Annotated in this window: 25 protein-coding genes; 13 read left to right on the top strand and 12 right to left on the bottom strand. The window is 61.8% G+C overall.

The window, feature by feature from the left end; genetic code table 11:
- Positions 1 to 113: 113 nt before the first annotated feature.
- The gene (locus ACLD1Y_RS20065; protein WP_429479641.1) at positions 114 to 962 is read left to right on the top strand and encodes an EamA family transporter; all 849 of its coding nucleotides are present in this window, start codon (positions 114 to 116) and stop codon (positions 960 to 962) included.
- A complete protein-coding gene (locus tag ACLD1Y_RS20060) occupies positions 962 to 1,909 on the top strand; it encodes a LysR substrate-binding domain-containing protein (RefSeq protein WP_429479569.1) in 948 nt (315 codons plus the stop codon). The genes ACLD1Y_RS20065 and ACLD1Y_RS20060 overlap by 1 nt, the downstream gene beginning before the upstream one ends.
- An 84-nt stretch (positions 1,910 to 1,993) precedes the next feature.
- Here ACLD1Y_RS20060 and ACLD1Y_RS20055 read toward each other — a convergent pair whose 3' ends face one another.
- From ACLD1Y_RS20055 to ACLD1Y_RS20040, 4 genes are all read right to left on the bottom strand, one after another.
- Positions 1,994 to 2,395 carry an ExbD/TolR family protein gene (locus ACLD1Y_RS20055; protein ID WP_429479568.1) on the bottom strand — a complete coding sequence of 134 codons (402 nt, stop codon included), beginning with the start codon at positions 2,393 to 2,395 and terminating at the stop codon, positions 1,994 to 1,996.
- A 1-nt stretch (position 2,396) separates the two neighbouring features.
- Positions 2,397 to 3,119, bottom strand: a complete 723-nt coding sequence (locus tag ACLD1Y_RS20050; RefSeq protein WP_429479640.1) for a MotA/TolQ/ExbB proton channel family protein — start codon at positions 3,117 to 3,119, stop codon at positions 2,397 to 2,399.
- 51 nt (positions 3,120 to 3,170) lie between these two features.
- A complete protein-coding gene (locus ACLD1Y_RS20045) occupies positions 3,171 to 3,983 on the bottom strand; it encodes an energy transducer TonB (protein WP_429479567.1) in 813 nt (270 codons plus the stop codon).
- A 239-nt stretch (positions 3,984 to 4,222) separates the two neighbouring features.
- Positions 4,223 to 5,074 carry a LysR family transcriptional regulator gene (locus ACLD1Y_RS20040; protein WP_429479566.1) on the bottom strand — a complete coding sequence of 284 codons (852 nt, stop codon included), beginning with the start codon at positions 5,072 to 5,074 and terminating at the stop codon, positions 4,223 to 4,225.
- Between the two features lie 105 nt (positions 5,075 to 5,179).
- On the opposite strand from ACLD1Y_RS20040, the gene ACLD1Y_RS20035 reads away from it, so the two are divergent.
- Complete coding sequence (locus ACLD1Y_RS20035; RefSeq protein ID WP_429479565.1) at positions 5,180 to 5,641, top strand: nucleoside deaminase; 462 nt, start codon at positions 5,180 to 5,182, stop codon at positions 5,639 to 5,641.
- On the top strand, positions 5,628 to 6,800 hold the full coding sequence (locus tag ACLD1Y_RS20030; protein WP_429479564.1) for a CynX/NimT family MFS transporter: 1,173 nt from the start codon (positions 5,628 to 5,630) through the stop codon (positions 6,798 to 6,800). The genes ACLD1Y_RS20035 and ACLD1Y_RS20030 overlap by 14 nt, the downstream gene beginning before the upstream one ends.
- Here the strand turns inward: ACLD1Y_RS20030 and ACLD1Y_RS20025 are convergent.
- Positions 6,797 to 9,145, bottom strand: coding sequence for a TonB-dependent receptor (locus ACLD1Y_RS20025; RefSeq protein ID WP_429479563.1), 2,349 nt, complete (start codon positions 9,143 to 9,145; stop codon positions 6,797 to 6,799). The genes ACLD1Y_RS20030 and ACLD1Y_RS20025 overlap by 4 nt on opposite strands.
- A 155-nt stretch (positions 9,146 to 9,300) precedes the next feature.
- Between ACLD1Y_RS20025 and ACLD1Y_RS20020 the strand changes: the two genes are divergently transcribed.
- Entirely contained in the window at positions 9,301 to 10,245 is a 945-nt protein-coding gene (locus ACLD1Y_RS20020; protein ID WP_429479562.1) for a LysR family transcriptional regulator, read from the top strand.
- A gap of 140 nt (positions 10,246 to 10,385) precedes the next feature.
- Positions 10,386 to 11,993 (top strand): alkaline phosphatase family protein, encoded by a 1,608-nt coding sequence (locus tag ACLD1Y_RS20015; RefSeq protein ID WP_429479561.1) that lies wholly within the window; start codon positions 10,386 to 10,388, stop codon positions 11,991 to 11,993.
- A 40-nt stretch (positions 11,994 to 12,033) separates the two neighbouring features.
- Here ACLD1Y_RS20015 and ACLD1Y_RS20010 read toward each other — a convergent pair whose 3' ends face one another.
- Positions 12,034 to 12,939 carry a TauD/TfdA dioxygenase family protein gene (locus tag ACLD1Y_RS20010; protein WP_429479560.1) on the bottom strand — a complete coding sequence of 302 codons (906 nt, stop codon included), beginning with the start codon at positions 12,937 to 12,939 and terminating at the stop codon, positions 12,034 to 12,036.
- A 179-nt stretch (positions 12,940 to 13,118) separates the two neighbouring features.
- On the opposite strand from ACLD1Y_RS20010, the gene ACLD1Y_RS20005 reads away from it, so the two are divergent.
- Entirely contained in the window at positions 13,119 to 14,039 is a 921-nt protein-coding gene (locus tag ACLD1Y_RS20005; RefSeq protein ID WP_429479559.1) for a LysR family transcriptional regulator, read from the top strand.
- Between the two features lie 95 nt (positions 14,040 to 14,134).
- Here ACLD1Y_RS20005 and ACLD1Y_RS20000 read toward each other — a convergent pair whose 3' ends face one another.
- Positions 14,135 to 15,136 carry an ABC transporter substrate-binding protein gene (locus ACLD1Y_RS20000; RefSeq protein WP_429479558.1) on the bottom strand — a complete coding sequence of 334 codons (1,002 nt, stop codon included), beginning with the start codon at positions 15,134 to 15,136 and terminating at the stop codon, positions 14,135 to 14,137.
- A 288-nt stretch (positions 15,137 to 15,424) separates the two neighbouring features.
- Between ACLD1Y_RS20000 and ACLD1Y_RS19995 the strand changes: the two genes are divergently transcribed.
- Together ACLD1Y_RS19995 and ACLD1Y_RS19990 are read left to right on the top strand one after the other, a co-directional pair.
- Positions 15,425 to 17,023 (top strand): ABC transporter permease, encoded by a 1,599-nt coding sequence (locus tag ACLD1Y_RS19995; RefSeq protein ID WP_429479557.1) that lies wholly within the window; start codon positions 15,425 to 15,427, stop codon positions 17,021 to 17,023.
- Positions 17,020 to 17,835, top strand: a complete 816-nt coding sequence (locus ACLD1Y_RS19990) for an ABC transporter ATP-binding protein (protein ID WP_429479556.1) — start codon at positions 17,020 to 17,022, stop codon at positions 17,833 to 17,835. The genes ACLD1Y_RS19995 and ACLD1Y_RS19990 overlap by 4 nt, the downstream gene beginning before the upstream one ends.
- Before the next feature lie 15 nt (positions 17,836 to 17,850).
- Here ACLD1Y_RS19990 and ACLD1Y_RS19985 read toward each other — a convergent pair whose 3' ends face one another.
- Positions 17,851 to 18,930 (bottom strand): fatty acid desaturase, encoded by a 1,080-nt coding sequence (locus ACLD1Y_RS19985; RefSeq protein ID WP_429479555.1) that lies wholly within the window; start codon positions 18,928 to 18,930, stop codon positions 17,851 to 17,853.
- 101 nt (positions 18,931 to 19,031) lie between these two features.
- On the opposite strand from ACLD1Y_RS19985, the gene ACLD1Y_RS19980 reads away from it, so the two are divergent.
- Positions 19,032 to 20,036 (top strand): AraC family transcriptional regulator, encoded by a 1,005-nt coding sequence (locus ACLD1Y_RS19980; RefSeq protein WP_429479554.1) that lies wholly within the window; start codon positions 19,032 to 19,034, stop codon positions 20,034 to 20,036.
- A gap of 116 nt (positions 20,037 to 20,152) precedes the next feature.
- On the opposite strand, the gene ACLD1Y_RS19975 is transcribed toward ACLD1Y_RS19980, so the two are convergent.
- Complete coding sequence (locus tag ACLD1Y_RS19975) at positions 20,153 to 20,518, bottom strand: response regulator (RefSeq protein WP_429479553.1); 366 nt, start codon at positions 20,516 to 20,518, stop codon at positions 20,153 to 20,155.
- 100 nt (positions 20,519 to 20,618) lie between these two features.
- On the opposite strand from ACLD1Y_RS19975, the gene ACLD1Y_RS19970 reads away from it, so the two are divergent.
- Together ACLD1Y_RS19970 and uraH are read left to right on the top strand one after the other, a co-directional pair.
- Positions 20,619 to 21,092, top strand: coding sequence for a GlcG/HbpS family heme-binding protein (locus ACLD1Y_RS19970; protein WP_429479552.1), 474 nt, complete (start codon positions 20,619 to 20,621; stop codon positions 21,090 to 21,092).
- A gap of 23 nt (positions 21,093 to 21,115) precedes the next feature.
- The gene (uraH, locus tag ACLD1Y_RS19965; protein WP_159932380.1) at positions 21,116 to 21,526 is read left to right on the top strand and encodes a hydroxyisourate hydrolase; all 411 of its coding nucleotides are present in this window, start codon (positions 21,116 to 21,118) and stop codon (positions 21,524 to 21,526) included.
- 1 nt (position 21,527) lies between these two features.
- Here uraH and ACLD1Y_RS19960 read toward each other — a convergent pair whose 3' ends face one another.
- Positions 21,528 to 22,220, bottom strand: coding sequence for a Crp/Fnr family transcriptional regulator (locus ACLD1Y_RS19960; protein WP_429479551.1), 693 nt, complete (start codon positions 22,218 to 22,220; stop codon positions 21,528 to 21,530).
- Between the two features lie 83 nt (positions 22,221 to 22,303).
- Here ACLD1Y_RS19960 and ACLD1Y_RS19955 point away from each other — a divergent pair, with 83 nt between their 5' ends.
- A complete protein-coding gene (locus ACLD1Y_RS19955; protein ID WP_429479550.1) occupies positions 22,304 to 22,831 on the top strand; it encodes a DUF962 domain-containing protein in 528 nt (175 codons plus the stop codon).
- 129 nt (positions 22,832 to 22,960) lie between these two features.
- On the opposite strand, the gene ACLD1Y_RS19950 is transcribed toward ACLD1Y_RS19955, so the two are convergent.
- Together ACLD1Y_RS19950 and cysW are read right to left on the bottom strand one after the other, a co-directional pair.
- Positions 22,961 to 23,941 carry a sulfate/molybdate ABC transporter ATP-binding protein gene (locus ACLD1Y_RS19950; protein ID WP_429479549.1) on the bottom strand — a complete coding sequence of 327 codons (981 nt, stop codon included), beginning with the start codon at positions 23,939 to 23,941 and terminating at the stop codon, positions 22,961 to 22,963.
- A gap of 3 nt (positions 23,942 to 23,944) precedes the next feature.
- The gene (cysW, locus tag ACLD1Y_RS19945; RefSeq protein WP_429479548.1) at positions 23,945 to 24,817 is read right to left on the bottom strand and encodes a sulfate ABC transporter permease subunit CysW; all 873 of its coding nucleotides are present in this window, start codon (positions 24,815 to 24,817) and stop codon (positions 23,945 to 23,947) included.
- Between the last annotated feature and the right edge of the window lie 11 nt (positions 24,818 to 24,828).

The following is a 24,828-nucleotide window of genomic DNA, read 5'->3' as shown; positions in this document are numbered from 1 at the left end:
CCCTTTACAAGCCATGACGGATTTTGATGGCAGCACTGACGAGCTTTCGCTTCTGGCCATCGCACCTGGCTGCGTTAAATAGCCGCCTTCATTTCCCCGCCCGCCTGAGCCCCATGGACAACTCCGACATCGCGATCACCCTCGTTTTGATCTCCGCCTTCATGCACGCCACCTGGAACGCGGTCGTTCGGGCGGGGAGCAGTCGCTTCATGACCTTGGCCATGGTCGATGGTACGGCGCTGCTGATCTGCCTGGCGGCGCTGCCACTGGTCAATGCGCCAAGCCCGCGGGTGTGGGGCTACGTGTTGGTTTCCGTGGTGCTCAACACGGCCTATCGGTTGTTTCTGATCAAGGCGTATGAGACCGGCGACTTTGGGCAGGTCTACCCGGTCATGCGCGGGGTGCCACCGGTTTTAGTCGCGCTGTTTTCCTATTTTCTGCTGCATGAGCAGCTATCGCCCTACGCAATGGCAGGGGTGTTGCTGATTTGTGTCGGCATTATCAGCCTGACATTCGTGCGCAGGATGACCGCGCGTATGTTCAAACCAATCCTGATGGCCGTGTGTGCGGGGGCATTTATCGCGTCGTATACGGTGGTGGATGCCAAAGGGGTAAGAGCCAGTGAGACGGTGCTGCAATACATCCTCTACCTGACGGTATGCCAAAGCATTCCGATTCCCGCGCTGGCATTTTGCAAAAAACGTTCGGCCTTCGCAGAGGCCATTCGCAACCATTGGAAAGTCGGCATCATGGGCGGCGTTTTTTACCTCACTTCCTACGGCCTGGTGTTGTTTGCGTTGTCGCTGGACGCGGTGGCCAAGGTCTCAGCGCTGCGGGAAACCAGTGTTATTATCGGCGCCATTATCGCCGCGCTGTTTTTTCACGAGCGGTTCGGCTGGCGGCGGATGCTTTCGGCGTTCGTCATTGTTTGCGGGATCATCCTGATCAAAGTGAGCACCTGATGGGCCAACGTCCGCCACCTACTCCCATGCTGCAAGCCTTTGTCAGTGCGGCGCAAACAGGAAGCTTTGCGCGCGCGGCCTCCCAGTTGAATCTCACCGCCAGTGCGATAAGCCATCAAATTGCGGGGCTGGAAGAGTGGTGGGGCGTGCAGTTGTTCGAGCGCCACTCAAGGGGCGTGAATCTCACGGCAGCGGGGCACGCTTTGTTGCCGGTTGCAGATGGTTTTTTCAAAGAACTTGAGGCGGTGTTGAACACACTTAACCCGAGCAAGTCACAGCCGCTTTACCTCTCGTGCACCTCTTCCCTGTGTTCCACCTGGCTTATCCCCAGAATGCATGGTTCCCACACCAACGCTTCATTCAACCTCGACCTGGTATTGACCAGTGCGGACATGAACAGCGCCAATCTCGGCGCTCATCAGTTCGATGTCGCCATTGTGATGGGGTACGGCGACTACCCAGATCATCATGCCGAACTACTGATGCGCGATGCTGTATTCCCGGTCTGCTCGCCAGAGTTTCAACGCATTAATGGCGATATTCCGCTGACGGATATCGCGCAGTATCCACTCATTCACCGTGTGGACGACCAGGTGTGTCCGGGATGGGAAAGCTGGTTTGCGTTTCAGGGCCTGGCGGCTGCGCCTTATCACCATGGGCCGCGCTTTCCGGACTCCAGCCTGGCAATCAGCCTGGCGGTGAAGGGTGGCGGGATTGCACTAGCGAGGACCGCGTTGGTGTATGACCAGTTGGAAGATGGCGCGTTGGTCACACTCGGCGGGCCGGTGATGATGTCGCCGGCGGCGTACTACGTTATTTGTCGCAATGGACGGCAATCGGAACCTGATATTGCTCGGTTGATTGACTGGCTTAAGGAGAGCGCTGAAAAATTTCAGCGAGAGGTTGAAATCCGGTATCCGCACATCGCCGGAACTGGTGCACTTTGAACCTCAGGTATTGCCCAAACGCAGGCAAAAAAAAGGCCGCACCCTGCCAAGGAGACGGCCAAAAAATTGTCGAGGCTTGTGCAATTAACGTGCGGTGATCACCGACAGCTTGGTAATGCCCGCCCGTTCGATCGACGCCATGGCTCGCGCCACTTCGCCGTAGTTCACTCCATCGTCAGCCTGCAATTGCACCCGCACATCGGGGTCCTTGGCCTTGGCCGATTGCAGGTTGAATTCCAGCAAGTCCGGCTGGATTTCGTCCTTGTTGATAAACACTTTACCGGCGCCGTCGATGCTCACCACCAGCGGGTCTTTCTGCTCGACCGGGGCTACGGACTCGGTCTTGGGCAGGTTGATCGGGATGGCGTTGGTCAACAGCGGCGCGGTGACGATAAACACCACCAGCAGTACCAGCATCACGTCCACCAGGGGCGTGACGTTGATCTCGCTCAGCACCTCATCGCTGTCTTGCGTGGAGAAGGCCATCTCAGGACGCCTCCTTCACTTTTTGCGGGTTACCGGCAGCGGTTTTGTTCAGCGCGGGGTGCAGCAGCACGCGGAACGAATTTTTCTGCGCCAGGCTGTAGAAGTCGTGGGCGAAGTCGTCCAGGTCGGCTGCGGTGAGCTTGAGACGGCGCAGGAAGTAGTTGTAGACCAGCACCGCAGGCACCGCGACGGCGATACCGACGCCGGTGGCAACCAGTGCGGCACCAATCGGGCCGGCCACGGTTTCGAGGCTGGCGGAGCCGGCGGCGCTAATGCCCTTGAGGGCTTCCATAATGCCCCACACGGTGCCGAACAGGCCGATGAACGGCGAGGTGCTGCCGATACTCGCGACCACGGCCAGGCCGGTTTCCAGGGAACGGCGCTCACGCACGATTTGCTGACGCAGGGCGCGTTCGAGGCGGTCCTGGTGGTTGATCGCCTGGCTCAGGTCGGCGGCGTGCGGAGCGTCACCTACCTGGATCGCGGCGTAACCGGCCTGGGCTACACGGGCGGCGGCGCCGGGTTGGGTTTCAGCCAGTTCGGCGGCAGAGTCGAGACTCGACGCCGCCCAGAACTGTTTGTGGAATTTGCGATCCTGCGCCTTGAGGCGACCGAACTGCACGCCCTTGAGCAGGGCCAGGCCCCAGGTGGCGACCGAAAAGACCACCAGCAGCCAGATCACCGCGCTTTCGATGGATTCAAGTGGAGATGCTAATGCCATGATGTGTTCCCTCTGTGCAGGTCGCGGCGTGTGCAACACACCGCAGCCGAATAGTTAGTGAATCTTGAAATCGATCGGTACGCTGACCCAGCCGTTCTGGGCCACATCACCTTGCTTGGCCGGTACAAAGCTCCAGCGCTTCACCGCAGCCAGTGCAGCGTCGTCGAGTTGCTGGCGACCGCTGCTTTTCTGGATCTGGATCTCACCCGGCTTGCCGCTGGCCAGCACTTGCACCCTGAGCAACACCGTGCCTTCCCAACCCCGGCGCTGAGCCAGTGACGGGTATTCAGGCGCCGGGTTCTTCAAGTACGCGGCGTTGGCTGAAGCCGGTGTGACCGGGGCCGGCGCAGGTGGAGCAGGTGGCGCGGGCGGTGCCGGTGTCGGTGGCGCAGGCGGTTGCTCGACCGGTTTGGGCGCGGGCTCAGGCTTGGGCACCGGCTTTGGCACGGGCTTGGGTTTTGGAATCGGTTTTTTCGGCGCAGGTTTTGCGGCCAACTCATCCACCACTGGCGGCGGCGGTTCGACCACCGGCGGCGGTGGTGGTGGCGGCACAGGCGGTGGAGGCTCAACCACTGGCGGCGCCGGTTGGGAAAACTCGATGGTCATCGGCGGAATTTCCGGCGGCACGATCGGCAGCACCGGGGTCGGCTTCTGGGCCACCCAATAAATCACCGCACCGTGCAGGGCCAACACCAACAAGCCCAGCAGAATCCCTTCGCGACGGCTAGAGAAACGCTTGGGGGTTTTCTGCGTTCGCAGTTGCCCCAACGGCGCGCGATGCGGCCGGCCAAGGTCGACCAACTCACCACTCGGTGCCTGGCGCCATTGCGCCTCTTGTGCACTGGCGGCGGTCTGGACATTGCCCATTGATTCACTCCCTACGGTTTTGAAACAAAAAAACCGACAGGCCTGCGTGGAAGGCCGTCGAGGGCTGAATCATCGGGGCCAGACGCTTATCTCTTAAAGTAATCTTTCCAGTTATACATAGATCTAAATTGAATAAATGAAATATTCAGACACGTCAAAGCCACGGTTTATAAGGGCTGTAGACGCGTCGGGATTTTTCAATGCTTTTCAGGCATACAAAATATTCAGTAAAGGCATGGCTAAACCGGGCTGTTCGCGCACAAATCGAACAACTCGCTGTGCAAACACTGCCCCGCCTCCCCCAAGCCGCTGCGGGCATAGAGCGCCAGCCGCACGCCTTGAACCACCGGCAAACCACTCTCCTCGCCCAGCACCACATGCCCTGCTTGCACCACGCGCAGCGGCAGCAAGCTGATACCCAAGCCCGCGGCCACGGCCGAACACACACTGGCCAGGCTTGCGCTGGAATACCCGATACGCCAACGCCAACCGCCCACTTCCAGGTGTTGCAGCATTTCGTTGCGGTACAACCCGCCCACCGGAAACGCCACCAACGGCAGCGGGTCGCGCTCCATGCACGGCGTGTTGCGGCTGTCGACCCAGCACAGTGGCTCTGGCCACGAGGCCAGGCAGTCGTCGCTGTCGCCCATCTGCTTGACCAGCAGTACATCGAACTCGCCGGCCCGGTACTGGCGCTGCAACTCCGGGCCCAGGCCGCTGGTGACCTCCAGCCGCACCCGTGGATAGGCCAGCACAAACGCCGACAACAACGGCATCAGGCGTTCGGACGCGAAGTCTTCCGGCACGCCCAGGCGCAATACGCCGTCGCTTTGCTGGTTGATCAACACATCGGCGGCTTCTTCATGCAGTGCCAGGATGCGCCGCGCATAGGCCAACAGGCGCTCGCCCTCGGCGGTGGCGACTACCTGGCGTTGGTCGCGGTCGAGCAACTGGCAACCGGCGACATCTTCCAGGCGGCGGATCTGCTGGCTCACCGTGGATTGGGTCAGGTGCAGGCGCTCGGCGGCGCGGGTGAAGTTGCCGCAGTCCACCACGGCGACAAAGCTGCGTAACAACACGGGATCGAACATGGCGCTCACCATTGCGTTTGCCACTGGTTGGCATGGTTATATTTAATTTCAGAATACCTCGGCGGCTACGCATACTTCACCCCTCATCGTGCCCCGGAGGCTTGCATGACCCAGGATCAACAGCACCTGCAACGCGCCATCGCCCTGGCCCACACCAATGTCGCCCAAGGCGGGCGCCCGTTCGGCGCGGTGCTGACACACCACGGTGAAGTGCTGGTGGAGGCCGTGAACGAAATCCACCTGACCCAAGACCCTACCGCGCACGCCGAGCTATTGGCCATTCGCGCAGCGAGCCGACAACTCGGCACACGCCTGGAGGGTTGTGTGATCTACGCCAGCGGCCAGCCCTGCCCGATGTGCCTAAGCGCCATGTACCTGTGCGGCGTGGAGCGGGTGGTGTTTGCCGCCAGCAACGCAATGGCCGAACCCTTCGGGCTCTCGACGGCCGCCATCGGCCAACAGGTCGGCTTGCCCCCAAGCGAACAACGCCTGCCGATCCAGCACCTGCCCGACGCCGCCATGACGGCTTTGTACCGCCAATGGAAAACCCAGCATGACCCTCAATAAATCCCTCGCCGGCTGGGGCCTGCTGGTGGTGCTGGGCCTGAATCTGCGGCCGATCCTCAGCTCCATCAGCCCCTTGCTCGGTGAAATCCGCCTGGCCACCGGCCTGAGCTTCCAGAGCAGTGCATTGCTCACCAGCCTGCCGGTGATTTGCATGGGCCTGGTTGCATTGGTGGGCGTGCGGGTTGAGGCGCAACTGGGCGAACGACGCGGCATCGCCCTGGGCCTGATGATGATTCTGCTGGCATGCCTGGCGCGCTGGCTGATGGGCCAGGGCTCGACACTGCTGATCACCGCCTTGCTGGGGGGCGCTGGCGTGGCGCTGATCCAGGCATTGGTGCCAGCGATGATCAAGCGCGAATTCCATCACCGCGTGCCGGTGGCGATGGGGGTGTACTCGGCTTCGTTGATGGCTGGCGGCGGCTTGGCTGCGTTGCTCAGCCCGGTGGTAGCCACGCATTTCCAGCAGTGGCAGGCAGGGTTGGGGGTGTGGTTGCTGCCCGCGTTAGGGGCGTTGCTGCTGTGGGCCTGGCTGCCGTTGGGCGCGGCCAAAAGCGCGAAAGAGATTCCCGCGTTCAAGGGCCTGCGCAACCGCCGTGCGTGGTTGCTGGCGCTGTACTTTGGTTTGGTGAATTGCGGCTACATGAGCATGGTGGCGTGGTTGCCGGCGTTTTATCAGCAACTAGGCTGGGGCGTATTGCCCAGCGGTTCGTTGCTGGCGTTCATGACTATCTTCCAGGTGATTGCCGCGCTGTTGATGCCGGTACTGGCCCAACGCGGTATCGACCGGCGTCCGCTGCTTGCCATCAGCTTATTGGCGCAGACCGTGGGCTACCTCGGCCTGATCATCGCGCCGTTGCAATTCCCACACCTGTGGGTGGCGTTGTGTGGCTTCGGCTTGGGCGCCTGCTTTGCCCTGAGCCTGCTGCTGACCCTGGACCACCACCGCGACCCGCGACAAGCCGGGCAACTGGCGGCGTTCGTGCAAGGCGTGGGCTTTTTGATCAACGCGGTTTCGCCGTGGATGACCGGCTGGCTGCGCGAACTCACTGGCAGTTTTGTCGGCGCCTGGGTGGTGCTGGCAGTGACCGCAGTGGCGATGCTGGTGGTGACGCGGGTATTCAGCCCGGCCACCTATCGCACGGCTGCGGTACCTACTTAGAAGTCGTAGCGCCCGGTCACGCCCAGGGTGCGCGGCGTGCCCAGCAGGCCTTCGTAGCCGCCGTTGCCGCCGGTCCACAGGGTGGTGTAGTAGGTTTTGTCGAAGGCGTTTTTCAGCCACAGCGACACGTCCCACTGCCCTTGCTGGTAGTTGCCACGCAGGCCGGTAGACAAGTTGACCACCGCGTACGCCGGGATCTGCCCGTAGTCGGAGTCTTCCACCGTACCCACCGCCTTGGAGCGGAACGCATAGCTGGCGGTGACGTAAGGCTCAAAGCCGTTATCCAGGTTCCACTTGTACTCGCCGTTGGCGTTGGCGATCCACTTCGAAGCGCCCACGACTTGATGCCCGGTGAGGTCGCAGGAGGCCGGTGCGCCGGGACGCAAGCTGACTTCCGGCGGGCACGGCGCATCCTTGTAAGACAGATAACTCACGTCGTTGAGCGAGCCATTCAGGTTCAGCGTGAGGCCCTTGATCGGCACCAGGGTGCTTTCCACTTCCACACCCCGTGAACGCACGGAGCCAGCGTTGGTCAGGTATTGCACACGGTTGTTCTGGTCGTAGGCGTTGGTCTGGTAACCGTTGACCTGGGTCCAGAACAGGTTGGCATTGAGTTGCAGGCGGCGGTCCCACAGCGTGCTCTTAAAGCCCAGCTCCGCATTGTTGGCGCGCTCGGTGCCCACCAACAGCGAGTCCGCCCCGGCTGTCGGTGCAGAACCCACCACCAGGTTGACCCCGCCGGACTTCTCGCCGTGGGACACCGTGGCGTAACCCAGCAGGTTGTCGTTGAATCGGTAGCTGAGGTTCAGCAGGCCGGAGGGGCTGGTGCTGTATTGGGTGAGGTCGCCGGAGTCATAGGCCCCGGCACGACCACGCCGGGCTGTGGCGGCGGCGCCGGTAACTGCCGCGCCACCCACTGGCGCATTGCGGGTCACCCAGGCGCTTTTCTCTTCGTAGGTGCCGCGCAGGCCGGCGGTGAAGTCCAGGCGCTCGGTGAGGTGCCAGGTGCCTTGGGCGAACAGCGCAAAGCTGTCGGTGCGGATATGCCCGTTGCCGATGCTGGTGACATTGGCCAACGCGCCGGTGGCCGTACCGTTCCAGATATCGGCCTGGGGCCCGTAATAGGAGAACGATTTGTTGTCCAGGGAGTTGCCGAAGTAATAGGCGCCGAGCACGTAATCGAAGAACCCGCCAGTGGGCGAAGCCAGGCGGAATTCCTGGGACCACTGTTTATCTTCCACCGACACCCCGCCGTTATAGGACGCGGGCACGTTGAGGCCATCGTCGTTGCGCGGGGTGAAGTTCCAGAAGCGGTAGGAGCTGACCGAGGTCAGGGTGAAGTCGCTCGGCAAGGTCCAGTTGGCCTCAAGGGACGTGCCACCCTGGAACACGGTGACGTGCTGGTCGCTGTCCAGGTTGACCTTGCGATGGGTGCCATCCACCAATGTCGCCCCGGCCGCAGCGGCGCGAGATTCGTAGAGGTTGGTGCCATTGATGGTCGGCCCCGTGCTGTAGAGCACACGGGTGCCGGCGCTGGAGTCTTCTTCGTTGTAATCGCCGATCCAGCGCAGGTTGAAGCTGTCGCTCGGCTTGTACAGCAGTTGCCCGCGAAAGCCCTGGCGGGAGCCGCCGTTGAGGTCATGGCCGTTGTATTCATTCTTGATGTCACCGTCGCTGCGCGTGCGGTACGCCGAGAAGCGCCCCGCCAGGTCATCGGTGAGCGGGCCGGAAATCGTGCCCTTGGTCTGGAAGTAACCGTCCTCGCCCAACGAGGTTTCGATGCTGCGCTCCGGGGTAAAGCTCGGCGCGCGGGTGCTGATGTTGATCACCCCGGCCGTGGTGTTCTTGCCGAACAAGGTGCCTTGAGGTCCACGCAATACCTCAAGCTGCTCGATGTCCATCAGGTCGAACACCGCCATCCCCGGCCGCCCGAGGTACACGTTGTCGATGTACAGCCCCACGCTGCCTTCCAGGCCGTCGCTGGCCGGGTTGTTGCCCAGGCCGCGAATCGACACGCTGGACTGGCGCGCATGCATGTAGGCGACGTTGACGCTGGGCACCAGTTGCTGCAAATCCTGAATCCGGTAGACCCGCTGGCTTTCCAGCGCCTGGCCGCCGATCACGCTCATGGGGGTGGGCACATCCTGGGCACTTTCGGTACGGCGGCGCGCCGTCACCGTGACGGTTTCCAGTTGGCCGCTGGCGCTTTCGCCCTCCGGTGCGGGTGGCGTCACCTCGGCCGCTTGGCTGGATGACCAACTGGCACTGCCAGCCAGCAGCAGCGCCAGGGGCAAGCGTTTTAGCCTCCAGGGAGAGCAAGGTACAGCGGGCGTCAACAGACTCATAAGCGGCTCCGGAACCAGGAAATATCCACCAACCCATATTCCCTTAGGTTATTTATTTATGTTTTTACGAACATTTACTGCATAAGAGATAGCCTTTATAAGGAGTCGAGCTAATGCATAGCCAATGCATTTCCCCGATATTTTTGATGTGAAAAATGCATATCGATTTGCGCCAGCTTCGCCACTTCATTGCCCTCGCCGAACAACGCAGTTTTGTCGCCGCAGCGTTGGCCGTGAACCTGTCGCAATCGGCGTTCAGCCGCAGCATCCAGGCGCTGGAACACGCCGCCGGCTGCCAGTTGGTAGACCGGGGCCGCAAGGACCTGGCGCCGACCAAGCAAGGCCAGGTGTTGCTCGAACACGCTCGGCGCCTGGTCAGCGGCGCCCAGCAACTGGCCAACGAGATCAGCCAGTTCAACGGGCTGGAGGCCGGTGAGCTGCGCTTTGGCTGCGGCCCGGCACCGGCGGCCGGGTTAGTGCCACGGGCCATCGGCAGTTTTATCGGGCGCTACCCCAAGGCGCGGGTGCAGTTCCAGGTGGATGACTGGCAGAGCCTGAGCAAGCGCCTGCTCAGCGAAGAGTTCGAGTTTTTCGTCGCCGACACCCGGCATTTCGAAGCGAACCCGGACTACCACACCCACCGCTTGCGCCCGCGTCGCTGGGATTTTTGCTGTCGCGCTGGCCACCCGCTGGCCCGCCGCGACAGCGTGAGCGCCGCCGAGCTGATGAGTTACCCACTGGCCGTGACCATCCGCCCGCCTAACCTGCGCAAGGTCATCGTCGACCTCAGCGGCCGCCCGGACTACCTGCCCAATGTGGAATGCGAGAACGGCTACAGCCTGATGGGCGTGGTGCTGCGTTCGGACGCCATCGGCATCGTCAGCGCCAACAGCGATGTGCTGCACATGGCCCGGGGTGAGTTGGTGTGCTTGAAGATCGACGGCCTGGCCGAGGATTTGGAGGAGCGGTATACCCGTTATGGGATCGTCAGCCGGGCGGGGTATCGGTTGTCACCGTTGGCGGAGGCGATGATCGAGCAGATCAAGCAGATTGATGAAGTGGATGAGGAGGTGTGTGGGCTGGAGAATATCGCCGTCTGAACGGGCGCTATCGCGGGCAAGCCGCTCCCACAGGGGAATACCCATGCATTCACTGCATCAAACCCAGTCCCCAAATGCACTTGCCAGCCCCCCACCCGAACGGCGAAAAAACCCGCCTGTCCTCCGTTCGGTGAAGCCCCATGTCCCAGCCCCAACCTGTGCGCAATGTGCTGTACATCATGTGCGACCAACTGCGCCGCGATTACCTGTCGTGCTATGGCCACGCCCATCTGCACACGCCGAATATCGACCGGCTCGCCGCCGCAGGCGTGCGTTTCAGCCGCGCCTATACCCAGGGCACCATTTGCGGGCCGTCGCGGATGTCGGCCTATACCGGCCGCTATGTGAGTAGCCACCAGGTGGCCTGGAACGGCGTACCGTTGCCCCTGGAAGAACTGACCCTCGGCGACTACCTGCGCCCCCACGGCATCCGCACCGCGCTGGTGGGCAAGACGCACGCCACGCCCAACCTGGATGCGTTGCAGCGTCTTAATATCGACCCCGACAGCGACCAGGCCGAGCCGTTGAACGAGGTCGGCTTCGACGCGTTTTTCCGCCACGACGGCATCTACCCCGACAGCCCGGTGTTCATTGATAAACGCGAGTCCGCACCCTACACCCATTACCTGCGGGGCTTGGGCTACAACGGCACCAACCCCTGGCACGAGTGGGCCAACGCCGCCGAAGGTGAAAACGGCGAGATCCTCAGCGGCTGGCACATGCGCAATGCCGGGCTGCCCGCACGAGTGGCCGAGGAACATTCGGAAACCGTCTACACCACCGACCGCGCCATCGACTTTATCCACGCGCAAGGCGAGCAACCGTGGTGCCTGCACTTGTCCTACATCAAGCCGCACTGGCCCTATATCGCGCCTGCACCGTACCACGCCTTGTATGGCGTCGAGCACATCCAGGCCCCGATCCAACCCGGCAACACCAGTGATCACCCGGTGTACCAGGCGTTTCGCCAACATCAGGAGAGCCTGAACTTTTCCCGGGATGAGGTGCGGCTGACGGTGATCCCCACCTACATGGGCCTGATCAAACAGGTCGATGACCAGTTGGGTCGGCTGTTCGATTTTATGCAAAGCAACGGGCGCTGGGATGACACGCTGATTGTGTTCACCAGCGACCACGGCGACTTCCTGGGCGATCACTTTCTCGGCGAAAAAGAGTTTTTGCTGGAGCCGGCAGTCGGCGTGCCGTTGATCGTGCGTGACCCGCGTACCAGCGCCGATATCACGCGGGGTTCGGTGGATGAACGCCTGGCGGAAACCATCGATGCACTGCCGACGTTTCTCGACGCCCTCGGCTTGCCTGCCGCCGACCATCGCCTGGAAGGCCGTTCGCTGATCCCGCTGCTGCAGGGCCAGGACACCGCTTGGCGCGGCTACGCCATCGCCGAATACGACTACGCCTTCCAGGCCCCGGCCCGCGAACGCCTGGCCCAGCCCATCGACCGTTGCCGCATGACCATGGTGCGCAGCGAGCGCTGGAAATACCTGGCGTATGACGGCTTTCGCCCACAGTTGTTTGACTTGGAAAACGACCCGCAGGAACTGCACGACCTGGGACAAGACCCGGCGTATGCCGGCGTGCGCGAAACCCATCTGGGCTATCTGTTTGACTGGCTGCGCGGCTTGAAGCGGCGCACCACCATCAGCCACACCGAGATCGATCTGCGTGGCCAACGGTTTCGCTACGGTGAGCCGGAAGCGGAGAAGGTGGTGCAGATCGGCGTCTGGTAGAACACCACAAGCCCCCTCCCACCTTCGGATATGTATTGGCTTAGAGGCCCTTGGTGGTCTGGCTACGCTGCCCTTGCACACCCACCGGCACGTCGCCCTTGAGGGTCACCCGGCGCACGATGCGCTCTTGGGTGCCGTAGTCGTCCACCGCGTAATGCTGGGTGGCGCGGTTGTCCCAGATTGCCACGTCGCCGGTGTTCCAGCGCCAGCGCACGGTATTTTCCAGGCGGGTGACGTAGCTTTGCAGCAGGTTGAACAGCTGCGTCGAGTCGGCCTGGGAGTAACCTTTTAGGCGTTTGACGAAGTGCCCGAGCAACAAGGTTTTCTCGCCGCTGACCGGGTGCACGCGCACCACCGGGTGCTCGGTTTCGTAAACGGTGGAGGTGAACACCTTGCGGTACGCCTCCAGCTTCTCTGCCGACACGTCGGGCTTGATGGCGGCGTAATCATATTCGTTGCTGTGCACGGCCCACAGGCTATCCGCCAATGCCCGCAGTTCAACGCTGAGGTCGTTGTAGGCGCTGGAGGTGTTGGCCCACACGGTGTCTCCACCGGACTTGGGCGCCAGCACCGAGCGCAGGATCGAGGCTTTGGGGTAGGCATCCACGAAGGTCACATCGGTGTGCCACGAATTGGCACGCTGGCCACGGCCGCCGTCCAGCTCCATCAAAAAGCGCGTGCCGTCACGTACCGGTACGGTGGGGTGGGCAATTGGTTCGCCGAGCAAGTGGGCGAAGGCTTCTTGGCTCTGGTCGTCGAGGTGGGTTTGCTCGCGAAAGAAGATCACCTTGTACTGCACCAGCGCCTGTTGGATGGCTTCGACGGTGGCGGCGTCCAGTTCGCCGGACAGTTGAATGCCACGGATCTCGGCGCCGATGCGCCCGCCAATAGGGTGGATGTCCAGCGCCTGGGCGATGGGTTGAACAGCTAACGCGGCATTGCTCATTGTGATGACCCTCAAGTGCCTGATGGTGGGGACGCTTTCCAGCAACGCTCTATTCATATGCTATTTAGGTCTAGCAAATGAACAAATGCTTCGTTGACGGAATAAGAGCTTGCATTTAAAACCTCAGCTCCCTCGGTCGCAAATGCCTTCGACCTATTTTTAAGATGCCGGGAAAGCATATGGATCTTCGCCAACTGCGCTACTTCATCGCCCTCAACGAACACCGCAGTTTTGTCCGCGCAGCGGACGCCATGGGCATCACCCAACCGGCCTTCAGCCGCAGTATCCAGGGGCTCGAACAGGAGTTCGGCTGCGTGCTGGTGGACCGGGGCAACAAAGACCTGCGCCCCACGCCCGAGGGCCAGGTGGTGCTGCAACATGCCCTGAGCCTGGTGCACGGCGCGGCGTTGTTGAGCAGTGAAGTCACGCGCATGACCAAGCTCGACGCCGGCGACCTGCGCTTCGGCACCGGCCCTGCGCCAGCGGTGAAACTGGTGCCCGATGCGGTGGCGCGTTTTATCACTGCCCACCCGAAAATCCGCACCAGTTTCCAGGTGGATAACTGGGAAAAACTCAGCCGTGCGCTGAGCCGTGAAGAGATAGAATTTTTTATCGCCGATATCCGCCAGTTCGAAAACGACCCGAACTTCCAGACCCGCGCACTGAGCCCCAAGCGCGGCGTGTTTTTCTGCCGCCCAGGGCACCCGCTGCTGGCCAAGGACAGCCTGTCGACCAACGACATGTTCGACTACCCGCTGGCCTCGCCGCTGATCTCCCAGGGCATTCGCAAATTGCTGGCGAACCTCAGCGGGCGCATGGACTTTTCGCCGAGTATCCAGACCGAGCACTTCCCGGCGCTGGTGAAGATCGTGTTGCAGTCCAACGCCATCGGCGTAGGCACCGAGGAAGCGTTTGCCGATGACATCGCCCAAGGCACGCTGGTGCTGCTGCACTGGCGCAACCTGCCGCAAAACATGGAGACCATGAGCGCGCGGTGCGGGGTGGTCAGCCGCACCGGCTCGCGCCTATCGCCGGCGGCGAAGGCGATGATCGAGACGTTGGTGGAGGTGGACAGGCAGGAAGTGAGTGTGGCGGTCTGAGCGCCCCATCGGCCCCCCCCCCTCCCACATTTGAAATGCGGTTCCCTGTGGGAGGGGGCTTGCCCCCGATAGCAATAGCCCAGACACCAAAGAACTTAAAGCCCCGCCGCCTGCAACCCAGGCGCCACCCAATCACTGACCTTGAACGGCTTGCGAATCAACCGCTCCTTGGCGGCCAGGTCGACCGAGTCCTGCAATTTGCCGAGGAACACCGGGTCGAGGGTCGAAGGGAACAGTTCGCTGAGCTTCTCGTTTTTCAGGTCATTGCCGAGGATTACCGGCGGGTAACTGGCCAGCCCCGACACCAGGTCGACGTAGGCCTGCTTGTTGTTGTCATCGGTCAACCACTGCACCGCCTGCTGCTGGGCCTTGAGCAATTGGGTGATGACTTCGGGGTGTGCATCGACGAACTTGCCGCTGCCCACCAACACTGCTTGGATGCTGCCTGCTCCGCCAAGATCCTTGGTGGTCAAGGGCAAGTCCGCCAGGCCCTTGGCCTGCAAGGCACTGAGGCTGGAGCTGCCCCAGGTGGCATCAATCTGCTTGGCGGCCAGGGCGGCACTCGCAGCGCTGTAGTCGAGGTTGATGACTTTGAAGTCTTTTTCACTCAAACCCTGGCTGGCCAAGGCGCTGTCAAACGAAAGCTGGCTGGCCGTGCCACGGAACACCGCGATGCGTTTGCCCTTGAGGTCCTGCAAGGTCTTGATGCCAGACCCCGGCACCACGCCCAAGTACTGCTTCACACCCCGCGCGGAGGCGCTGAGCAAGCGAGTATCCAGGCCATTGGAGCGACCGATGATCGCCGCCAGATCGCCCAGGTAAGCCAGGTCGACCTGGTCGTTGGCGAAGGCTTCGTTGATGACGGGGCCGGCGCCCTTGAAGTAATTCCACTGGATCTTGATGCCCTGGTCGGCGAAGGCCTTCTCGTAGATCTGCTGGGTGCGCAATACATCAGTGATCCCCCCACCACTGTGCTGGCTGCCCGCACTGAGGTCAGGCACGGCAATGCGGATTTCCTTGAGGTCGCCAGCGTGTACCAACCCGGCCAGCGCGGTCCCCGCGAGCAGGGTGATCAGACGTTTGAAGGGCAGTTTCATAAGCGCAGCTCCGTGTGGGCGAGGGTCGCCTGGGAGGAAGAAATTACGCACAACCCGATCAAAACTTTAAATACTATAAATTCACAATTTAATAGCTTTTAGATCTATGCGGGTTAAAACGCAGGCTCCAGAGGGCTATGCATAAACAGCATCGAAAATATTCTCCGAATGCATTGGATGCGTGCTTGGCAGAGGCTTTAAATGACTTTCCTTATCCCTTAATCATCTTGATTGCGTTTTTGTAAGATCAAAATCACATAACGCCATTGGCGACAACGGAGGTCCACCATGGCCCGAATCTCACTGTTGAGCCTGCCTCTCGCCGCTCCCAGCCAAGGCAGCACGCGCCGCTGGCCTCACCTGGGCGAGCGCCTGCTGCCGTGGCTGTTGCCGCTGGGGTTGTTCGCGCTGTGGTGGCTGGCCAGTCGCAATCAGTGGATGAGCGAGCAGATTCTGCCGCCGCCTTCGCTGGTATGGAGCAGCGCCGTGGAATTGGCCGGCGGCGAGTTGTGGAGCCACCTGGCGATCAGCTTGCAGCGCCTGTTCTGGGGGTTGCTGGCGGGCATCGGCGCCGGGGCGTTGTTGGGCGCGCTGCTGGGGTTCAGTGCGCAGGCCGAGCGCCTGGTGTTCCCGACATTCAGCGCGCTGTCGCAAGTGCCGACCCTGGCGTGGATCCCGCTGTTCATGGTGTTTTTCGGCATCGGCGAAACCCTGAAACTGGTGGTGCTGGTCAAGGCCATCGTGGTGCCCGTCACCCTGCATACCCTGGTGGGCGTGCGCGACGCCCAGCCCAACCTGCGCGAGGCCGCCCGCGTGCTGCGTTTGCCCACTCACCTGCTGGTTCGACGCTTGATCCTGCCCGCAGCACTCCCTGCATTCATGGCTGGAGTACGCTTGGCCCTGGCGGCGGGTTGGACATCGTTGCTCGCCGTTGAACTGTTGGCGTCCAGCGAAGGCATCGGCTACCTGATGGTGTGGGCTCGCCAGTTGTTCATGCTCGATATCGTCTTTGTGTGCATCGTGGTCATTGGCGTGCTGGGCGTGGTGATGGATCGCGGCATTGGTTGGCTGGACCGCAAGTGGGTGCACTGGCCGCACCCGGCCACCGCGCAGATTCGCCGTGGCCCGCGCTATGAAGGCTGGCAACGCCTGCAACCCTGGCTACTGCCACTGCTGTTGCTGGCGCTGTGGCAAGTGGCGACGCAACAGGCCTGGGTGGACGCCAACATTCTGATAAGCCCATGGGAAGTATTGCAGACCACCGTGGCAGGCGTGCTCGACGGCAGTCTGTCCGGCGCCCTGGGCAAGAGCCTGGGACGCACCTTGGGCGGCTTGATGCTTGGTGGCAGCCTGGGGTTTGCCATGGGCCTGTGGCTGGGTTTGTCCCACCGCAGTGAGCGGGTGCTCGGCCCAACGTTGTCGGCGCTGCGCCAGATCGCGATCTTCGCCTGGGTGCCACTGCTCACCGCCTGGTTTGGCCTGGGTGAGTTGGCCAAGTGGGTCTTTATCGGGCTCGCCGCATTCTTCCCGTTGTTTATCGCCACCCAACGCAGCGTGCTGAACCTGTCGCCCCAGCTGCGTGAGGCGGCGCAAGTGCTGCGCCTTAGCCTGTTCCAACGCCTGCGCCGGCTGATCTTGCCCGGTGCAGCGGCGGGGATTTTCGCCGGCCTGCGCCTGAGCCTGATCTACGCCTGGCTGGGCACCATCGGCGCGGAATATTTCATGCCGTCCAACGGCGGCATCGGCAGCCTGATGATCGGCGCCCAACAGCTGCTGCGCATGGACCTGATCATGAGCGGCATGCTCCTGGTCGGCCTCACCGGCGCGGCCCTCAACCTTATCGGCCAGCGCATCGAAACCCGCGCCACCCGCTGGAGACACGCATGAACGCCCCCCTCGTCAGCTTCAACCATGTGGGCAAGACCTTCGATGTGGACGGCTTCGAACTGGAAGCCATCCGCGAATTCAACCTGGACATTGCCGAAGGTGAATTCGTCGCGATTGTCGGCTCCAGCGGCTGTGGCAAATCCACGCTGCTGCGCCTGCTGATCGGGCTGGATACCCAGTTTCGCGGCGAGATCCAGGTAGACGGCAAGGCCGTGAGCGGCATCGGCAGCGAGCGCGGCATTGTGTTCCAGGAACACCGCTTGTTCCCCTGGCTGACCGTGGCCGAAAACATCGGCCTGGGCCTGGTCAACGAGCCGTTGAGCGAGACCGAGCGCAACCGGCGTATCCATGACTTCATTGAACTGGTAGGCCTTGGGGACTTCACCCGTGCCTACCCGCACCAACTGTCTGGCGGCATGGCGCAACGAGTGGCGATTGCCCGAGGCCTGGTGGCCAGCCCTCGCATCCTGTTGTTGGACGAACCCTTCGGCGCCCTCGATGCCCTGACCCGCCAGCAAATGCAGGACGAACTGTTGGCGATTCGCGCCCGCGCCAAGATCACCACGGTGCTGGTGACCCACGACGTGGAAGAGGCGATTTTCCTCGCCGACCGCGTGGTAGTCATGGAGCCAAGGCCGGGGCGGATCAAGCAGGTGGTCGATGTCGCCCTGCCCCACCCGCGCCAGCGCAGCAGTTTCGAGTTCCATCAACTGCGCGAAGAGCTGCTGCACGAATTGACCAACGACGACCATTACCAACCGCCGCTGCGCGAACAGATCCGCGACCTGCCCCTGGCGTTTATTGCCTGTTGAAAACGACCGTGAGCATCAGCGCAGCGCCGATTCAGCCGGGTTGAGCCCAGGGTTGTCGCGCGCCGGGGGCTCCAGCCGATTGGCCCGCGCAAACGTGCCGAAATCATTGAAACGCACGCCCATTTCAGCCATCACCTTATGCGCCACTTTGGCCGTCATCTGGCGGATGTAGAACGGCTCCTTCACCACAAAATGGTGGATACCGTGGGTGCTGCCGAAGTTGAAGCAGAACGCCTGCAACGGCCACATCCACCAAGGGTTCAGCACTTGGGTTTGCTGGATCACATTGCCCAGTTCCACATCGCCGTAGTAGTGCATGTTGGAGCTGACAAAGTGCAGGCAAAAGGTGCGCAGCACGTTGGGACCAATGATCACCACAGCGGCGATATCGATCACCTGCATCACCTGCAACGTCGTCGCTGACCATTCAATCGGCGCGCCCAACAGGCTGGCGATGCCATTGGCGGCATGAAAGCCGAGGAACACATACCATGCGCCCCAATGCAGCAGCGCCAGCGGTGCGTACACCAGCAGCGAGCGCTTGAGGATGGTCAGTTTGTGCTTCCAGGTCTTGGCCCGCAGCATGCGGATAAACGCCGACATCACGTTGTCGCCGACCATCAACAACCGCGCAAAGCCCCAGGGTTCGCCGTTGGTGATGGCGCGTTCTTCCATATCGGTTTCGGTGCCGGACACCTTGTGATGGTTGAGGTGCAGATGGCGGCGAATCCACGGGTTGATGGTGCTCGGCCGCGCCAGCCACACCAGGCCCATCATCAGGTTGTGGGGCAGGCGTTGCTTGCGAAAGTACATGCTGTGGATCAGGTCGTGTTCCAGCTCGTGGGTCAGCGAGGCGAGGAACGCGTTGAGCAAAAGGCACACCCACCAGGCCAGATGACCGCTGATGTAGAGCGCCGCCGAGCCCACCATACCCACCAGGGCAAAGGCCAGGATGCCCGCCCCCAGCGCGTCCTGATGCAACAGCCACGGGTGCTGCTGGCGCAAGCGCACGCCTTCGGCCAGTACCACTTCGCGGATCTTTGCCGAGCGTTGCTGTGCGTTCATCTGTTGGGGACTTGCAGAAGTACCGTCCATGCTCCCATCCTCTTGTGTATTGATGCGCCCATCCTGCCCCAAGCGATCTGGCAGGACGCTAGCCCCGGACGCCAACCTGTTGACCGCAAGCGCCAATCGTCATGACCGAACCCACCTCCCTCGCCAGTTGGACCCGCGCCCTGCGCAAGCAGCTCGACGCCCTGGGCCTGGACAGCGCCGCGCTGTGTGTGGCCGCAGGGCTCGACCCGCTGCAGATGGACGATCCCAACGCACGCTACCCGCTGTCGGCCACCACCCGTTTGTGGGAACTGGCGGTACAGGCCAGCGGCGACCCAGCGATTGGCTTGCGGGTGTCGCGGTTTGTCAGCCCCACTACCTTCCACGCGCTGGGGTATGCGCTGGTGGCCAGCGGCAGCCTGCGCGAAGTGTTCGAACGCATCGTGCGCTATCACCAAGTGGTCAGCGATGCCCTGACGCTTGAGCTCAGCGGCGATGGCGAACGCTACCGCTTTCGCCTGCTGCAACTGCCGGGCAGCCCGGCGCCGGCGTTTGAAGCCATCGATGCCTTTGCGGCGATCTATGTGCGCACTTGCCGCAATCGCCTGGGCCGTGAGTACGCGCCATTGGCGGTGTACCTGCGCAGGCCCGAGCCCGCCGACCCCAAGCCCTGGCACACGGTGTTTCGCGCGCCGGTGTTTTTCGGCGCCGAGGAAGACCGCCTGGAGTTCGCCGCCCAGGACTTCGACAGCCACCTGGACGACGCCAACCCGGAATTGGCTGAACACAACGAAACCGTGCTCAAACGCACCCTCGCCCAACTGCAACCGCTGACGTGGGAGCGCAAGGTACGCCGGGTGATCGAAGCGCAACTGCCCGATGGCGAGCCCAGTGCCGAACGCGTGGCGCAGGCGCTGCACTTGAGTTTGCGCAGCTTGCAGCGGCATTTGGCGGACGAGGGCTGCCGCTTTGATGCGCTACTCAATGAATGCCGGGAGAACCTGGCGTTGCTGCATTTGCGCGACCCGCAGTGCTCATTGGCCGAGATCAGTCATTTATTGGGGTTTGCCGATACCAGCAGTTTCAACCGGGCGTTCAAGCGGTGGACGGGGATGACGCCGGGGCAGTTTCGGGAGGGGTTGAGGTAGGAAGGCTTGTGGTGTTTTTGAGGGCCCTTTCGCGAGCAAGCCCGCTCCCACATTAGATCGAGTTCCAACTTTGGAATGCAGTTTAATGTGGGAGGGGGCTTGCCCCCGATGAGGCCCTACCAGTCCCGCCCACGCCGAAGCAGTTTCCTCACCCGCGCCACCAACGCCTTGTCCTCAAACGGCTTGAGCAAATAGTCGTCCTCGTGCAGCTCCAACCCCCGTAGCCGGTCTTCAATCCCATCCGGCGTGGTTAAAAACAACACCGGCATGTCGCCCTTTTGCCGAATCGCCTGCTGCAATTTCCAGGCGTTCAAACCAGGCAACATCACATCAAGGATCACCAGGTCGTAATCAGCGCTTTCAACAAAGCGCAACGCCGCCATGCCATTGGCTGCGAGTTCTACCGTGAAGCCGGCCTCACTCAGGCCCTGGGCCATGCGCTGCGCCAGTTGGGGCTGGTCTTCCACTAACAACACCTGCATGCCGTACCTCGTGGTTTGATTACAACTTTGTCATCAAATTGTGCGGATTCTGACCCCATGCGCTGACTAACGTGACGGCCTGCTTTATGGAGCCATCACCATGTATCGCACTGCCCTGTTCTTGAGCCTGGCCGTCTGCACCGCCGCCCAGGCTACGCCGCAACTGCCGCGCCATGCCGAGCTTGATCTGCGCACCGCGCGCCAACTGGCCGATGCCAGCCTGGCCCACTGCACCGCAGCCCTGACCGTGCTCGACCGCGGCGGCAACCTGCTGCTGGGCCTGCGAGCCGATGGCGTCGGCCCGCACAACAGTGTCGCCAGCCAACGCAAGGCGTACACCGCGCTGTCGACCAAAACCCCGACCCGCTTGTTTGCCGAGCGCGCCCGCAACAACCCCGAAGCGGCCAACCTTAACAGCTTGCCCGAGTTGCTGTTGCTCGGTGGCGGCGTGCCGCTGTTTGCCGATGCCGAATTGGTCGGCGCACTGGGCATCGCCGGTGCCGGCGGCGCTGCGCAGGATGAAGCCTGTGCCATGCAGGCAGCCGAGCAATTGGGCTTGAAAACCACCCGCTGAACCCTCCTCGAAAGGACCTCTGAATGAAAACCTTAAGCATGACCCTTGCCGCCCTCAGCCTGAGCGGCCTGTGCAACCTGGCACTGGCAGACGGTAACCCCCTGAGCGTCCACGTGCTCAACCTGGAGAACGGCCTGCCGTCTGCCGGTGTGAGTGTCACGCTCGAACAGCAGGTGGGCGATCAATGGCAATCGCTGTCTAAAGGCGTTACCAATCAGCAAGGGCGCATCGCCGAGCTGTTCCCCGCCAACCGCAGCATGCAGCCGGGTGAGTATCGCGTGGTGTTCAAGACCGGCGATTACTACAAAAAAGCGGGCCGCGAGACGTTCTTCCCAGAAGTGCCGGTGATTTTCCAGGTCAAGCAGGCCGACCAGCATTACCACATCCCACTGTTGCTCAGCCCTTATGGGTTTTCCACGTATCGCGGTTCATAGTTCAACCGCCGACGCCTGCGGCCTGCCGCAGGCGTTGCAGGTCCAGCACCTCAATCGCGGCGTAACTCAAGCCGATGATGCCCAGCTGTTCCAGCGCCTTGAGCAGACTGTTGGTGGTCTGGCGGGACAGCCCCAACATCGCCGCCAGGTCTTCCTGCGGCAACTGCAGGACGCGGCGCGCCTGGGCAATTTCCCCGTATCCTTCAGCGATCATCAGCAGCCGGTGGGCCAGGCGCTGCGACGTGCTCATCAGGCTGATCTGCTCGATATTGATCAACGACAAGCGCAGCTTGTGGCTCATCAACAGTGCCATGTCCCGCCAATACACCGGGTGCTCAGCCAGGATTTCAAGCATCTGCGCCTGCGCCACCTGCAATAGCGTACAAGGCCCCATCGCCAGCGCGTCGTGGGTGCGCGGCAGGTTGTCGAACAGGCAGATTTCACCGAACCAATAGGGTGCTTCGACCAGGCTCAATACCGCTTCCTTGCCCTGGGCGTTCACCGCGCTGACCCGCACCGCACCTTCCAGCACGGCATACAGGCCGCAAGGCGGGTCGCCGCGCTTGAACAGGTACTCCCCAGCCGTCAGCGAGCGCAACCGCGCCGCCGCCAACAGACTACGCTGTAGCTCGATGGGCAAGTGGCTGAACCAGTGGCCGGCGACCAACTGGGCGTGCCATTTCGACGCGATCATGAGAACTCCAAAGAGTGTCGCCCAGTTGACAGTTAGTCGAAGGCTGACAGGGCATGATCAAACATCCTACAGGAGGAATAACAATGAAAAGCCTCGTCGACCACCTTAGCCAATATGCTGCCTACCACCGTGACCCACGCAATATTGCCAGCCACTTTATCGGCATCCCGTTGATTGTCGTCGCGGTGGCGGTGTTGCTGTCGCGTCCCGAATGGGCGGTGGGCGGGTTGTGGCTATCGCCAGCGGTGTTGCTTGCGCTGTTTTCCGCGTGGTTTTACCTGCGTCTTGAACTGGCACTGGGCGCACTGATGACGCTGTTGATGGGTTTGTCGGTGTGGGCTGGGCATGTGTTGGCAGCACAGAGCACGCTGGTGTGGCTCAGCAGCGGCATCGGGATGTTTGTGGTGGGCTGGGTGATTCAGTTTGTCGGGCACTACTACGAAGGCAGGAAACCCGCGTTTGTGGATGATGTGTCGGGGTTGATCGTGGGGCCGTTGTTTGTGGTGGCGGAGTTGGCGTTTCTCGTAGGGCTGCGGCATGACCTCAAGCAGCAGATCGAAGATCGCTCGGGCCCGGTGGCGCGCCGTGATCTAAAGCCTAGAGGGATTTAAATGTGGGAGCGGGCTTGCTCGCGAATGCGGTGTATCAGTCGGTAAATCTGCTGACTGACACTCCGTATTCGCGAGCAAGCCCGCTCCCACAGTTTGATCCCATTCCACATTTGGCCTGGTGGTGGGTTCTTAAGCTTTTTGCCAAACCTTGGGCTTGAAGAACAAGGTCTCGCCACGGGCCAAACCGGTCAGGCTGTCGTGGTCTTTCACCACTTCGGCTTCGATCAGTTCGTTCTGGCCTTCGACCTTCAAGGTCACGCGGGTGGTCGCGCCCAACGGACGAATATCACGCACTTCGGCCGCATGGTGGTCTTCCAGTTCATGGCGCGACAGCGACACTTCGTGGGGACGGAACAGCACATGGTTGTCTTCACCCAGGTGCAGGCGGTTCGAGTCACCGAGGAAGTGGTAGACGAAATCGCTGGCCGGGTTTTCGTAGACTTCACCCGGTGAGCCGATCTGCTCGATCACGCCCTTGTTCATCACCACGATACGGTCGGCGACTTCCATGGCCTCTTCCTGGTCGTGGGTCACAAACACCGAGGTCAGGTTGATGTCTTCGTGCAGGCGTGCGAGCCAACGGCGCAGTTCTTTACGCACCTTGGCGTCAAGGGCGCCGAACGGTTCGTCGAGCAGCAGCACTTTCGGTTCCACCGCCAGGGCGCGGGCCAGGGCGATCCGTTGGCGCTGGCCACCGGAGAGTTGTTCCGGGTAGCGGTCGGACAGCCAATCGAGTTGCACCATGTTCAGCAGCTCGTGGACTTTGCTGGCGATCTGGCTTTCGTTCGGACGCTGGTTCTTGGGCTTCATGCGCAGGCCGAACGCGACGTTGTCGAACACGGTCATGTGGCGGAACAACGCGTAGTGCTGGAACACAAACCCGACGTTGCGATCACGTACATCGTGGCCGGAGACGTCTTCACCGTGGAACACGATGCTGCCGTCATCCGGGGTTTCCAGGCCTGCGATGATGCGCAGCAAGGTGGTCTTGCCACAGCCGGACGGGCCCAACAACGCCACCAGCTCGCCACTCTGGATATCCAGATTGATGCTGTTCAGGGCCTTGAAGGCGTTGAAGTTCTTGCTGACATTACGGACTTCGATCGACATGACTTATTCCTCACCGGCACTTTTGCGCAGGCGGTTGATACGGTTCTCGCTCCACTGCTTGAGCAGCAGGATAAAGAGCGCCAGGATCAGCAGCAGGCTGGCCACCGCAAACGCGGCGACGTGGTTATATTCGTTGTAGAGAATCTCGACGTGCAGCGGCAGGGTGTTGGTGACGCCACGGATGTGGCCGGACACCACCGACACCGCGCCGAACTCACCCATGGCCCGTGCGGTACACAGCACCACGCCGTAGATCAGGCCCCATTTGATATTCGGCACGGTCACATGCCAGAACATCTGCCAGCCATTGGCACCCAGCAGGCGTGCGGCTTCTTCTTCCTGGGTGCCCTGCTCTTGCATCAGCGGGATCAGCTCACGGGCCACGAACGGCACGGTGACGAAGATGGTCGCCAGCACGATGCCGGGCAAGGCGAACACGATCTGGATGTCATGGTCCTGCAACCACGGGCCAAAAAAACCCTGGGCGCCGAACATCAACACGTAGACCAGGCCTGCGATCACCGGCGATACCGAGAACGGCAGGTCGATCAGCGTCACCAGGATGCTCTTGCCACGGAACGAGTATTTGCTCACGCACCAGGCGGCGCTGACGCCGAACACCACGTTGAGCGGCACCGAAATCGCCACGGCGATTACCGTGAGTTTCAGCGCCGACAGTGCATCGGGTTCGAGGATCGCGGTGAAGAACGCGCCGAGGCCGTTCTTCAAGCCCTGGGTCACCACGATCAGCAGCGGCAACAGCAGGAACAGCACGAACACCAGCCAGCCGAGGCCGATCAGAATACGTCGCGAGGTCGCGCTGCCACGGCGGGCAGCGTTGGCCGAGGACGCGGCGGAAATAGACGATTGGGACATGTTCCGCGCCT

This window comes from Pseudomonas sp. 18175 (assembly GCF_050432925.1).
GTDB lineage: Bacteria > Pseudomonadota > Gammaproteobacteria > Pseudomonadales > Pseudomonadaceae > Aquipseudomonas.
The sequence above is the reverse complement of the archived record's forward strand: the minus strand, read 5'-3'. Positions and strand labels throughout refer to the sequence as shown.